Consider the following 13,950-nt stretch of genomic DNA (forward strand, 5'->3'; position numbering starts at 1 on the left):
TGAGCGATGAAACTGCACTTCGAAGACAATCTCGACTATCAGCACGCCGCTATAGAATCCGTGGCGGCGCTGTTCAAAGGCCAAGAGATCAACCGCACCGAGTTCACTGTCACCTACCGCTCTGGCGACGCGGCGCAGGGCTCGTTCGGCGTCACTGAAAGCGAGCTTGGCATCGGCAACAAGCTTGAGCTTCTGGATGATGAAATCCTGGAGAACATGAGGGAAATCCAGCTCAAGAACGGACTACGGCCGTCGGAATCCCTGACCAGCGGTGACTTCACCGTCGAGATGGAGACAGGCACGGGTAAAACCTACGTGTACCTTCGCACCATCTTCGAGTTGAACAAGCGCTATGGCTTTACCAAGTTCGTTATCGTCGTTCCCTCCGTTGCAATCAAGGAAGGGACCTACAAGACCCTCCAGATCACACGCGAGCACTTCGAGAACCTCTACCCGATGGCCAAGGGCTACGAGTATTTTCAATATGACTCCAGCAAGCCAGGAACGGTGCGCAACTTCGCCACCAGCCCGAACATCCAGATCATGGTCGTCACAGTCGGGGCGATCAATAAAAAGGATGTGAACAACCTCTACAAGGAGAGCGAGAAGACAGGCGGTGAGAAGCCCATCGATCTTGTGCGCGCGACCAACCCCATCATCATCGTGGATGAGCCGCAAAGCGTTGATGGCGGGATGACGGGACGCGGCAAAGAAGCGCTTGAAGCCATGAACCCGCTTTGCACGCTGCGCTATTCGGCCACCCATGTGGACAAACACCACATGGTCTACCGCTTGGATGCGGTAGATGCCTATGAGCGCGAGCTGGTGAAGCAGATCGAAGTGGCGTCGCTCGAAGTCGAGGGCGGGCACAACAAACCATACGTGCGGCTGATCTCAACCGAGAACAAGCGCGGCTCCATTACAGCTAAGATTGAGGCTGACATCTTAAGTGGAGGCAAGATCAAGCGTCAGATTTTCACGGTCGAGGACGGCGACGATCTGGAACAAGAAACAGGCCGCGAGCTGTATGCCAACTTCCGCGTCGACACGATCACGGTCGGCAAAGACAATCAGTCAATGGAACTAAGCATGCCGGGTGGCGAAGCCCTGCTGCGCCCTGGCGATGAAGTTGGGGGCGTCAATCAAGACGACCTCAAGCGGCTAATGATCCGCCGCACCATCAAAGAGCATCTGGACAAGGAAATGCGCTTTGCCGCGCAAAAGCGTGAAGTCAAAGTGCTGAGCCTATTCTTCATAGACAGCGTAGATTTCTACCGTCAGTACGATGAGGACGGAAACATCGTAAAGGGCAAGTATGCCCTTATGTTCGAAGAGGAGTATCGGAAGCTGGCCAAGCAACCCGATTATCAAACCCTCTTCGAGAAGGTCGATCTCGATATCGAAGCTGATGAAGTGCACAACGGCTACTTCTCCATCGACAAAAAAGGTGGTTGGACCGAGACGGCGGAAAACAACCAGACCAACCGCGACAACGCAGAGCGCGCATACAATCTAATTATGAAGGACAAGGAGAAGCTGCTCAGCTTTGGCTCCAAGCTGAAATTCATCTTCTCCCACTCGGCCCTTAAGGAAGGCTGGGACAATCCGAATGTCTTCCAGATTTGCGCCTTGCGCGATATCGGGACAGAGCGCGAGCGTCGTCAGACCTTGGGACGCGGGCTTCGCCTATGCGTCAATCAGGAAGGTCAGCGGCTTCGCGGTTTCGACGTGAATACCCTTACTGTCATCGCCACTGAAAGCTACGAACAGTTCGCCGACAATCTCCAGAAAGAGATCGAAGCCGATACAGGCATTCGTTTTGGAGTAGTCGAGAAGCACCAATTCGCTAACCTGGCCGTCACCGCTGAAGATGGCACCACCAGCCCCCTCGGAGTTGATAGGTCAGAAGAGGTCTGGACATATCTCAAGGATAACGGCTTCGTTGATACTAAGGGCAAGGTGCAGGACACGCTCCGCACGGCGCTCAAAGACAACACCCTGAAACTGCCTGAGGACTTTTCAGAGCAGGAAGGCGGTATAAAAGACATTCTGCGCAAGCTGGCGGGCAAGCTCGACATCAAAAACGCAGACGAGCGGATCACGATCCGCACCCGAGAGGCCGTACTTGAGAGCGAAGGCTTCAAGGCGCTTTGGGAACGTATCAAGCACAAGACAACCTACCGCGTCGAGTTCGACAATGCCAAGCTCATCGAAGATTGCGCACGTGCCATCACGGACGGCCCCAGCATCACCAAAACCCGCGCACAGTTCCGCGTTGCTGACATCGCCATAGGAAAAAGCGGTGTTCAGGCCAACGAGACATCGGCGTCTGGATTTACATCCATTAGCGAGAGCGATATAGAGCTTCCCGATTTGCTGACGGATCTTCAGGACAAAACCCAGCTCACACGCAAAAGCCTGGTCAAGATATTGAGCGACAGCCGCCGTCTGCCAGACTTCAAAAAGAACCCGCAGGAATTCATCGATTTGGCGTCCGAGGCTATCAACCGCACAAAGCGTCTCGCTCTCGTCGATGGGATCAAGTACCATCGCATCGGCGACGATCATTACTACGCTCAGGAACTCTTCAAACAGGAAGAACTGACGGGCTATCTGAAGAACACACTACAGACACAAAAGTCCGTCTACGAGCATGTCGTTTATGACTCAGCGGGCGTTGAACGGCGTTTCGCCGAAGAGCTGGAGGCCAATGAAGCGGTGAGGGTCTACGCAAAGCTTCCAGGCTGGTTCAAAGTCCCGACACCGCTCGGCACCTATAACCCTGATTGGGCCGTGCTGATCGAAGATGAAGGTCAGGAAAAACTTTTCTTTGTGGTCGAAACCAAAGGCAGCGGCTGGTGGGATGACCTGCGGCACAAAGAGGGCGCAAAAATTGCCTGCGGAAAGGAACACTTCGCGGTTCTGGCTCAAGACAAAAATCCGGCTAAGTACATTAAGGCCACCGGCGTAGGTGACTTAATGAAAGCAACAGTATCTTGAGAACAAAGTCGATGATTGGCATCAAAGCCGAAGAAGAGTGCGCGGTTGTGGACTGTTTTTGAGATTGCCAGCAGTGTCGGCGCGGTGCTTTACGGTTCCTCATTGTCTGAGATATTCCTCGACGGTGACTTGGACGCAGGACCTACCACTTAGTTAGATTTAAAGGTCGCCAGGTTTTCGACAACATTGGCGCGGAGCAACTCACCCCGGACAAAAGACCAAAAGAGAAACGCAAGGAAGGGCAGCTTTTAGGTGTCCTAGTGGAAGAGCATGTCAAAGAAATCCAAGCCGACACGGGTCTTTTACTCTTGGCAGAGTGACTTGCCCAAAAAGTCAACTCGCTACGCCATCAAAAATAGTTTGGAGGCGTTCAAGAAAACCAGCAGTTTTCCTGTCCTCATTGATGAAGCAACACGTGATGAGTCTGGCAGTCCTAACATCCCACAGACCATACTGGAAAAGATAGGAAAAGCAGATGTATTTGTCGCTGATGTGTCGACTATAAATTTGCACGACAAGGACTCTAGGAAATGCCCAAATCCAAATGTTGTTTTTGAGCTTGGCTATGCGGTTCAGACACTCGGATGGTCGCGAATTGTCCTACTGTTCAACACTGCGTACGGAACCTTTCCTGACGATCTACCGTTCGATTTCGATAGACATAGGGCGAGCCACTTTGAACTTACAGATACAACAGCAAAGCAAGAGAACGAAACGCTTCGAAAGCTAGTGGCAACTGCGGTAGACAGAATCATCGCCCAGGACCCAAAGCGTCCTTCGGAACTTGCCGGCCTTACTGAAGAGCAGTTGCGCCACTCTCGTGATCTTCGTACGGTTGAATGGGTGCTTGAAGAAATGCACATCCCAACAATTGACGACCATCTAGCGAGTTTGCCACATTCGTTTCCCTATCGAGGGTTGCACTTCTTAGCAGGTGTGGACGGGATTGTACTTGGGAACAGCTTATTTCATCTAAACGACAAAAAATTAGAGTCTGCTTTTCGTGCGTTCACCCGAGCATGGCACCAGACTGTCTCGCAGGATCATCTTTACGACCTAAATCAGGGAGGTACGCTGGCGATTTTTTCCAACCCTGGAGATATGCCACTGCCCCCCGAGAAAGAAGCCGAATGGCAGAAAATCGTTTCAGCGAGAGATATGATGAAAAAAAAACTGAAGTACATCTTGAAGCGAGTTCGAGATGACTTCCCTCGTATCGATTTGCATGAAACCAGCAAAAAAGCTTGGCAGGACTACTTGGCCCATCAATTAGACAGCTAAGCAGCTTGAACGCTTCTCCTTGCCAACCGTCTCTTGGCAATCCAAAGCAATTTCAAAGATTCTTGGTTCTTGTCCGGTTGCAGGTATAGCTGTTTCGCAGAAATGTGTTAAAGACGGCTCAAAACAGTCCTTCGTTGCAATTCCTAGCGCGGGAGTAGGTAATGCCGAGGGCAATACGCATCATCATCAAAAAAAGACCGCACCCGGTGAAGGGCGCGGCCATGCCTCTCAACTTATCGGTATTGGGGGCGGTGGTTCCTTTTAAAGGTGATATTTACCCTGTGGCTGTTTTTCCTGTGTTCGAAGAATATTTTGAGTAAAGCCCGGCAGCTTGTCAGCAAACGCAATTCATCTATCTCCAATCTTTTGCGAAATAACTTTGTTCAAGAACTCAAAAGCAGGTTTGAACCCAACTTCAAACAGGTCGAGAAGAGCATAGCTATTCGTGCTGATTGCCTTCGCCTCTAGCCAGTCCACCCATTCTGCAACAGAGCTGTCCCCAGCCGCTTGTTTTCTGAATGCCTCCTTAAAAAGTATGATAGATTCTTCAAAGATCTGCTTCTCTAGGGCATCCTTTTCCGCCCTGAGTATCATCGACTTTTTGCGTTCGCTTTTGGCCGCCTTAGGGGAGATGGTTTTTATTAGTTGAGATTGATTGTCGTAGTACTGTTCTAGCAGGTCCAGCAAGGAGATCGCGATTTTTGCGGCACTTGGACCAAGTCGGGGCATTCCCGATACGGCATTGGAAGTTCCACGGTTTTTTTGGCCTTGCGCGTGGTCGCTTGGAAGGGAAATCTCCGAGGCTTCGCGTGCTAGTTCTCGACGCAGGTTGTCGATGAAACGAAGGTGCGGGCGACTGTGATTAATCTTACTCAAAACGCGTTCCTTAAATTCACTATTGTAAAAGTCTAATTGCTACTCGCTTTCAAAGCTATGAATGTTCTTTGTGCGTCTCTACGATAAATGCGGCCAAACCGCCGGCCATGTTCACTGCCAGCGCCGCGTGGCGGGCAGAAGGCTTCACAGGTGCTTTGCCGCCCCTGCCATGGCTATCTGAAAAGCGATTTCGAAGGGTTCCTAGGCCATTAACGAGGTTCATGGCGCCGCCCAATATGGCCTTTATTGGTTCCTCAACATGCTGGTTGGGTGCGAGGTTTAGTTCTTTCGCGACCATGCCGTAGAGTTTGGGGAGATCTTCTTTGTCGGAGTACGTTTTCCCCAGATCGTCCAGAACATGCTTGCAAACTGTTTCCAGCAAGGTGCGCGCCGCTGTGATCGCACCTGCTGGATCAGCTGAACGGCGTGACAGTGCGCGAGCCCAGGCCTCGTTTACTCCTGCGGCCGAAAACTCTGACAATGCTTCGGAGACGCGGGTATCACCTGGATTCCGTTGCGGTGCTTCCAAATAATCTATCAGTGGCGTGAATGCTTCAGAGATTACCTGTCGGCGCTCAGCATATGTGCCGCGCTCATGTTTGATGTAAGGCCAGAAAGCATCCAGGCTTCTGTATTTCCGGACAAAGTGGGGCAGGCGATCTCTGATTTCAGGATCGTTCATAAATTCTGTGCGGAGAAGCGCATAGTTGGGATCGGCGTGACTTCCGCCGGTCGCCGCGCTGATCATAATACCCTCAAGCATAGCCACACGTTCAACGCGAGAGGCCGGCAGATCAGCTTCAAATCCAGAGTACATTTGCCCCCTAAAAACTTAGAGTTTGTGGTGACATCGAAGTTCAGAAATCGGCAGCTGTAAAGAGCGAACTATGCAGATCTTGGCTTCCCAACCAGATGCACATGTTCGCTTGCAATGCCGGAGGATCTCCCGATCAGAGAAATTTCTCTGCCAGCGCTCGCTTTCCACGCGGATCCGAACACTGCAACTTGTCACCTTTTTGATAATAGAACCCCGATGTGCTCAAGTCGTAGTCCCCGATCATGACCTTGATCGATAGCTCATGCCCGTCGCTCCAGGTGTCGCGTACGGTTGCTTTGCAGGTCTCACCCCTGAGCTCGAAATCGAATTCTTCACCCTTGCTTTTTGACGCCTTCAACGCTGCCCTGAGGAGCGTTTGGCTGATGGTATCCCGCTTCTTTTCAGACAGCATGTCAAGCGACGACTCTTTGATCTCGCCAAAGATGCCGCTGGCATTCAGGGTCTCTAAGATCTTTCTGATATGCCCACCAGCGTACTGATTTACGAAGAGAGATGACCGCGAACCATGTGGTCTGCCCAGAAGGTAGGAGCGGATGTTCCACCAGGTCTCGGCGACTTCAGCATCGCGGCCAACCTCGATGGTCTTCTCGACAAACCACCGGATCGCATCCCGGCTTTTGATCGTACCGTCCGCTTCCAGTGTCACACTGGTTGCCTCAACGACCACGGGATAGGCGCTGTCAGCGTACAAGGGGCCATCAGGTCGATAGGCGTAGAGATCCGGGACTTTGTTGACTTTGTTGACAAGGCGATCAGCGACTTCTTCCGAGTATGGGCAGGTGACAAAGCCGCGCACGAAGCGGATCGTGTGATCGATACCATCAAAAACAGGGAGGCTTCCAAGATCATATGGTGGCCGATGACGAGGTTCGGGTGGTGCAGTCAGGATTGGGTGCCATTCAGGATAAGATTCAACGGCACACCCCAGACCTTCTACCAGGCCATCGAAGAGCTGGCGTCCAGCCTCGGCGTCCTCCAGGTTTTGCGTCAGGTACTTCAAAGCAAGCGCATTTTGCTCGGCCGCAACACTAGATGCACGGAATTCCATAGGTAGTCCTCACGATTAGCCAGTTCACGTTATGCATCAAATATCGTAAAAAGTACTTTCACGTAAAGTTAATTTTTACGTGAGTGGACAACATCACGGGATCTTCTCATTATGGGAGATGTTCCGACAACATGGGATGAATCCCATGTTGCAGCCCCCTCACATGCATTTTTAGGTCCGACACATCTAATACGGCGGACTAGAATGATGAGAATTGGAAAATTTCGCATAGACTACGATCTCTATATGTCTGGCCAGCTTGAGCTGGAGGACTGGGTGAGATCGGCTCAAATTGAGGCTGGTGCAGATTTCAATGATGAGGGTATTATTGGGCCAGCGGAGATCGCGTCCGCGATTGTTATCGCACTAATGAACACTGAAATACCTGGGCTCAGAGTCGATAGCGCTGATACCAAGAAAATGTTGCCATAGTCTTCGTCTGGATTTTGAGTTTGTTTTCAGAGCCGCCATCGGACAGCGTCTTGACGCCTTCAGGAAGGCGATAGCCAAGGCCTACCGAAACTCGTCTTGGTCAATTGCTTGGACCCATTGAAACTACTGAGCTAAAAATGTACTTCTTTTCAGAGCCTGATGATGTCTACAGAGTTGTTGGTGGCAATCTGACCACCTTCATTTTGGGTAGTAAAAGCGGCAACGAGCGAGCTTACCGGGCAGCTCAGCGTGCTCGCGCGAAGAACACTCCTATGTCGCAGATGGCGAACAGTAAGGGTGGTCAGGATTTTCTGGACGCATTTGATGCTTTGCTGCGAAAGCTAAATTACGGTGAGGCTGATGTGGAATTTTTCAATCAGGCTCCACCAAGTGAAAGGGAGTCCGACTGGTCTCGCTTTTTGCTATCTGCCCGGATGAAAAACTGGGCCCCGCAGACGGCGGACTTCACTACAAAGTTGGCGAGAGGGTCTATCGTTTGTCGAGCCCTTTGGCAGGTGAACAGGCGCTCAGAGGCGATTGATATGATTGCCCAGCTGCCTTGGGCGCATACGGATACAATGCAATGGTATCTTTCTGCGCTCCGAACAAATGAGGCAGATCTCTCGGATGACTGGCATTTTCCGGCACAAACCTTGGGGCTATTTGCGTTCCTTCGCATGTTGAGTATTGAGAGTGCTGAAAGGAACCCTTCGGAAAAAGCTTTCTGGAGTTTTGCTGATTTGCTCGCTTCGAGAAACCCAGACACAGGCAATCTTGAGGCCATCCGGTATTTCCTGGATCGAGCAAAGAAAATCAGTGGCATTGAGACCAACGCTGACTTTTACAGGAAGGCGTTTGATCTTCCCGCAGAGCCCAGCACACACAGAGAGGCTAAAAGGTTTCGGGCTGGCACCAGTATTCCAGCGCACCATGTTTGTCTTAGTGTTCATGCAAACCTGTGCACGAAATCAAGGCTGGATGAGAGATCGGATATCGCACTCTTTATGCTCGCAAACACAGCCAGCTTCTGTCAGCGGGCATTTGAGCGTCTACGACAAACCAGCAACCTAACGCTTGATCCGATCTCTCCGTTTGACGATTATCGGGAACTTCAGGCTATGCCTAAAGAGAGATTGCAGGAGGCTCTGAACCTAGAGACCTCCTACGTCCCCGCGCTGACTCCTTAATCGTCGTCGTAGACGCTTTCCCAGTCGTCCGGCCGCTCGTCGTGGCCCCGGTCGGTCCAATATGTGTCGTTGTTCGGGTTCATCTGATCCGAGTGGTTGTCGTTCTCGTCTTTGCTGTGGTCGTTGCCGTTGTAGCGTCCCATGTGCTGTCCTTTCATTGCTAGGGTGACCTCAAAATATGATGAGCAATCAAGCCATTGGAGTGGGGAATCGGGGACAGTCTTGAATGGCTGACAGAAGTCAAAACCCATTGGGGTTAGAATCCGGTGCTGTGTGAACTGGTAGTGTAGGGGACAAACGGGATTGTCTTAGGGTGAGTGTGAAATCCAAACTCGTGTAATATACATTATGTTAAAAACAATAGGTGTCTTCCGTCGCAAGAATCACCTTATTTCCATTCGTTCGGATCGGGGGCAACACGCATTGTGTCAGGGTCAAAAACTACCTCCAAGCGTGTTGGTCCATTTTTAGGAATTGGCAGACCATTGGCTCCGCACCTCAGAATCGCGCGGCTTGCAGCTTGGAATGCTTGCTCGAAGGCTTTCCCATTTTCACTGCGACCTTCTCTCAATCCTATACCGGAGATGGTGTCAGCAATCGGCCGTTTCTGGGCATCAACCTCAAAGCTTACTTTGACGGTAACCGACAAAGCATTTGTTGATAGGCTTCCGATGTTCCAGCAGCGTGAGATCGCAAGCGAGATGTTTTTTTTGTCGGTAACGGAGACCTCATTGTCGCTACCTTGTGGTTCTTTTTGCCAGACTTCAGATTGTATAGCCGAGCAAATTTTTCCAACATTCGATTGCACTTCGGATTCGCTATTGCCAAGAGCCAAGCCCACATCCTCCACAAATGCTGCGGCTGCCAGAATTGACTTACTGTGTTTTGCCATTACCTGACCACGCAACGCTTCAATCTCTTGATCTTCTGCATTTCGGCGTTCATTTCCGCTTTGACCCATCGCTTGGCGGATGTTTGCCACACTTGGATCTTCAAGAAGTATCGAGTACCTCGTTATGCCATCCAGAAGTTGCTCTTCGCGAACTTCAGACGCAGTTGGTGGCTCCCTGAAAAAACCTCCAAATCTCAATACATCGTTTCGTATTCCATGATAGCTTGCTAGTGCCATTGCTTCGTAAGGTGAGTCTTCATCCAAGCGCTCACCCACCAGACTTGGGCGCTCAAGTACAAGGCAAGAATTGAGGTCATTGTTCCAAGCGTTGATGTTTGGTCGGAACGGGTGGATAATGAATAATTCAGCAAGAAGTAGTTTTTCGGATGAATAAAGTTCTTCAAAGCTGACGTCGCTATTCACTCTAATGTTAACTAGGTCAGCAAACCGAACAGGCCCAACTTCTGACACTTCTAACCCAGACGTTAGAAGGTGATTAGCTATCTCGCCAAAGGGATCAAGTCGAAACACTTCGTCAATCGCCTTTTGAACAGCATCCAATTTTGCGGATGGGTTCTCATCTCTGTTTGGTGGGCGATCCTTGGGCAACTTTTTGATCATTTCTAGGATCAGCGCCGCGATAGATACCTCGTTATCAGGATCAGCTATAGTGCCTTCAATTGACTGTAGAGTTTTCAAGCGCGATTTCAGTGAAGCAATAGTCACTCTTGAAACGCTGTTTCCGCTCAGAATCTCAACTCCTGCACCTCCTATTTGCTGAGCAACCGGTGAGTCTGGATACCGTTCTAAGATGTACTCTAACGTCGAGATCACTTCTTCAATTTGCGCGACCTTCGTCTCGAGTTCCGTATCTTCATTTAGAACGACAAGGCTCTCCAACGCGTCTGCAAGCAAGTCTTCTGGTTCTGTCAACGACTGAGCGCGAGCTTGCATCAAACACGTTGAAGCCAAAATTATCAAAGTCAAACTAATAACTTTTAATACCTTGCCAATTGTCTGCGAGTTATTCATCCAGATCGCTCTTCAAGGTTTTTTGTGCCCCAGTTCTTCTACCACAGTTTTGCATTAACTTGTACGCTAGTTCGCATTCCACCATAGCGAATGTAAGCGTGCAAAAATGCTTAAGGAAGTGACTGGAAGCCTCTCACAAGCACTTGCATTAAGACCTTTGGTTATTCGGTTTCGATATCGGCGGCGACTCTCAATGTTCCTTTCCATATTTTGAATGCGCTCCGCGCAAGCTGACTGAGCTCAACTTAGGTGCTGGCCTAATCGATGACTAGGATCAGGATATTCAAAGCTTCTGGCAACTCGCGACCGCCAGCTTCAGCAAACTTTCGAATTCAAGCACATCATTTCTGGCAACAAACTTGGATACGTAGCTTTCAGGGTTAACGCGATTTGAAACGCTGTCTTTAACATCGAAGAAAAGGCCGCGTTTCGCATGGATTCTGTATACTTGTACATTACTGCTACCCACCGCCATCTCTCCTGGGTGGGATTTTTGAGCATCAACCTGCGCCAATGGGATCACAAAAGATGTCTCGAAGTTCTTGCCGCGATGCGTCCATCTTTCCTCCCTCTTGTACACGCAATTTTCGATGTTTTCGAAATAGTAGAATGGATTGTTGCCCAACACAGCGCCGGCAAGTTGAAGGAACCTCTGTTTATCGGCTGCTGTAAACGATCCCTTCGTTTCCTGATGTTGGTTCGCGGCAGATGTTTTTGAGCCATTTGCCTGCTCTGATGATACCAAGGCCGAAACAGCTTCAAAACACAGGAGGCGCGCCTCGGTGCTCTCGATGCTCGAACACGTGGCCAGTGCAGCTGCCAATCCAGAGCCCGGTGGTATCTCACCCTGTTCTGAGGGTGTTTCTGAACCATGGGCTGACTCAGATGTTGATGTGTTTTCAGAAACCCTCTCGTCGACGGCAGCATGAACCGTCTCGCCTTTGCAAAGGCGTATAAGAGTATTCACGTTTCGAAACAGGACAAACCTGTCCACCCCGTCGGCAACTGAGATCGAAATGCCCCCTGCCAACTGACGGCTTTGGTGCACGTTTCTCTCTGGATTTTGCGGGTATTCTTCTTGTTTTGTCTCCAAAACTTGACCGCCGGTACTGTTCAAAACTAACACACCCGCAGAGCCTTCGGTGACGCTATCGATAGTTTCTAGGCTGATCTGATAGCTAGTCGTCGAGCTTCCAATAGTTAGCTTGCCATCTGTCGTATGCCCCATCCAGTCACCCCAGCTAAAACTCCCTTGTGGAACAGTCTGCTGTTCAATCGGCCGTTTATCGATAGCCGTCAAAGTGCAAGCATCTGGGGAAATCTGCACAAACTGAGTGCCAGTTGCGAGGGCTCCTATAACGCTTAGAATAGCGTCTCGGTGCGATCCCGGTATCGGCGTGTAGTTGCGAGAATTGTTACTAACCGCCTCAACAGAAGTACCATCACTTTCAGTTACCCGGTCCCAGTTTTGGTCGTGAAACGATTGCCCGAGGCCTTTCTGGGAACTCGTTATGACTGAGGTCTGTTTGCCTTCAACAACATCTGAAATAACATATTCGCCTTCATTACTCAGACACTCAGATACAACCTTGCATCTCATGCTATCAGCGTTTCCGTACCCGAAGCAGAGGTTATTGTAGTCGATACGATACGCGCCATGGAACAACTGGCCTTGATGGTTTTCGAGAATTGTATTGCCTGACCAACCGTCGGGTGAGGGACGTGACAGGTATTCACTCCAAGCCTGGCCCTTGCTGTTAACTCCAACAAGTTTTGCGTCAGTAAATGAGTTCTTGAGCCTCTCATTTGTCAACTGCGCCCCAACTGATCGACAAAGGGCTTCACTCGTTGGAGATGACAAAGGGAGATCCCTCAGGCTTGTTCCCTCGATAGCAATTCGAGCGGCCCGCTGTGGTCCATCCCTACCCCAATTGAAAGCGGCATCAATCCAATCTTTAGGGTCATTGACCAAAGTAAGCGGAGACAGGTTGGCAGTATCATTTCCAACTTCGATAATTCGGTCGCGAAGCAAAATTGCCTTTTCAATATCGCCTCGCTTTCGGCGGATCAGAGCACTTCGAGTCAGCTTGAGGATGTGCGCGATTGCAGCAGCATCGTCGGAACCATAGATGTTCTCCGCAAGTCCAAGTGTATCTACAAACACATCATTTGCTATTTGATCTGATCGTTCAGTGGGCTCTTGGCTCATCAGTTCCGCAACGCTATCTGTACTCAAAACAGCGGCAATCATTTGCTGATCTTGCACCTCCATGAGACCACGCGTCGCGAGATAGATATCTACGATATCCCAAAACCGTCGGAACAAACCAGAAGACACCATTGAAGCTCCATGGGGAGCGCTGATGTAATGCAGCGGCTCTTGAATGGCTGTTGAAAGCGCGGCTATGGCAAGATTTTGGTAAGCGTAATCTGCATTCGGCAATGCGTTCCGAACTATAGCTTCGCTGACCAAGTCCGACGTAATGGAAATTGCCGCATCCTTAACAAAACCTTCCGCAACATTTTGGGTGAAGCTTGGGTTCAGACCGGAACCAAATATGTCATTTCCCAAAAAGAATTCGTCCAAAAATTCACTCGGGCCAATGTTCAACCTATTCAAAACGAGTTGGCCGAAGGTCTCTGAGTATGCCAGCTCGATTACCTTCTCAAGAGCTTCAGTAACGGCTTCCCGCGCCAAAGCTTCTCCTGAAAAAACCTCGTCCAGTCGCGCTTGTACGCTGGGGTATCGCTCAGCCAGGCTCTTATCCGGCTCGCTTTGAGGTAGAGTCGATACTCGTGCGTATGGATTCTCCGAGATGTAACTTTGATCCGCCAGGACGGAGATTGAGTCCGAATTTTCATTCAATCCGAGCCCGTCGCCTAAATAGAAGACTCCATCGTCACCTATGACGATTGCTGCGGTCGGACATCCAGATGAACCACATAACCTGGGATCCCAAACCAAAAATGAACTACGACTACCAATTTTCAGATCCTTAGAGAACTGAACTTCCCGAAACGAAAGAGCTCCAATAGAACAGGTGTCTAGACAGTTTTTGGTCAGCAAGTCAGGAAGCGCGCCGACAATCTCATCAGAGGCAATCATCTGATCAGCCACAGCTTCAGGTAAATAGAGATTTAGCGCCGCCAACGAAAACACTACATATTTCAAACGCCGATTTCTCATACCTTTACCTATAGCTGAATTCACTCAAACCAATTGGTTTTCAGTTGACACTGAAAGTAACCTGTCGGCAAGCTTGTAGAGCATTAGAACTGACTTCAATTGACTATTGGGGGTGGCCATACAATGAGCCGTTGTCACCACTCGGAAAGAACTAGAGAATTACCAAAGAACCGCCGA

The 13,950-nt window shown here is 50.1% G+C and carries 9 protein-coding genes; 3 read left to right on the forward strand and 6 right to left on the reverse strand.

Annotation, left to right across the window (positions count from 1 at the left end; translation table 11 throughout):
* Positions 1–6 precede the first annotated feature (6 nt).
* Together AC2FFA_RS21205 and AC2FFA_RS21210 are read left to right on the forward strand one after the other, a co-directional pair.
* Complete coding sequence (locus AC2FFA_RS21205; RefSeq protein ID WP_496853140.1) at positions 7–3,000, forward strand: type III restriction-modification system endonuclease; 2,994 nt, start codon at positions 7–9, stop codon at positions 2,998–3,000.
* 270 nt (positions 3,001–3,270) lie between these two features.
* Positions 3,271–4,281 (forward strand): hypothetical protein, encoded by a 1,011-nt coding sequence (locus AC2FFA_RS21210; protein ID WP_496853141.1) that lies wholly within the window; start codon positions 3,271–3,273, stop codon positions 4,279–4,281.
* A 348-nt stretch (positions 4,282–4,629) separates the two neighbouring features.
* Here AC2FFA_RS21210 and AC2FFA_RS21215 read toward each other — a convergent pair whose 3' ends face one another.
* From AC2FFA_RS21215 to AC2FFA_RS21225, 3 genes are all read right to left on the reverse strand, one after another.
* Positions 4,630–5,157, reverse strand: coding sequence for a hypothetical protein (locus tag AC2FFA_RS21215; protein WP_480719150.1), 528 nt, complete (start codon positions 5,155–5,157; stop codon positions 4,630–4,632).
* Between the two features lie 55 nt (positions 5,158–5,212).
* Entirely contained in the window at positions 5,213–5,974 is a 762-nt protein-coding gene (locus AC2FFA_RS21220) for an abortive infection family protein (RefSeq protein ID WP_496853142.1), read from the reverse strand.
* 133 nt (positions 5,975–6,107) lie between these two features.
* Entirely contained in the window at positions 6,108–7,043 is a 936-nt protein-coding gene (locus AC2FFA_RS21225; RefSeq protein WP_496853143.1) for a hypothetical protein, read from the reverse strand.
* Between the two features lie 569 nt (positions 7,044–7,612).
* On the opposite strand from AC2FFA_RS21225, the gene AC2FFA_RS21230 reads away from it, so the two are divergent.
* On the forward strand, positions 7,613–8,662 hold the full coding sequence (locus AC2FFA_RS21230) for a hypothetical protein (protein ID WP_480496639.1): 1,050 nt from the start codon (positions 7,613–7,615) through the stop codon (positions 8,660–8,662).
* Here the strand turns inward: AC2FFA_RS21230 and AC2FFA_RS21235 are convergent.
* The 3 genes from AC2FFA_RS21235 to AC2FFA_RS21245 all read right to left on the reverse strand — a co-directional run bounded on the left by AC2FFA_RS21235 (position 8,659) and on the right by AC2FFA_RS21245 (position 13,758).
* Complete coding sequence (locus tag AC2FFA_RS21235; protein ID WP_480496637.1) at positions 8,659–8,805, reverse strand: hypothetical protein; 147 nt, start codon at positions 8,803–8,805, stop codon at positions 8,659–8,661. The two genes, AC2FFA_RS21230 and AC2FFA_RS21235, sit on opposite strands and share 4 nt — an antisense overlap.
* A 245-nt stretch (positions 8,806–9,050) precedes the next feature.
* Entirely contained in the window at positions 9,051–10,586 is a 1,536-nt protein-coding gene (locus AC2FFA_RS21240) for a hypothetical protein (RefSeq protein ID WP_496853144.1), read from the reverse strand.
* A 283-nt stretch (positions 10,587–10,869) separates the two neighbouring features.
* Positions 10,870–13,758, reverse strand: coding sequence for a hypothetical protein (locus AC2FFA_RS21245; protein ID WP_496853145.1), 2,889 nt, complete (start codon positions 13,756–13,758; stop codon positions 10,870–10,872).
* Positions 13,759–13,950: the final 192 nt, after the last annotated feature.

The sequence above is a fragment of the Ruegeria sp. YTSB088 genome, from assembly GCF_059609825.1.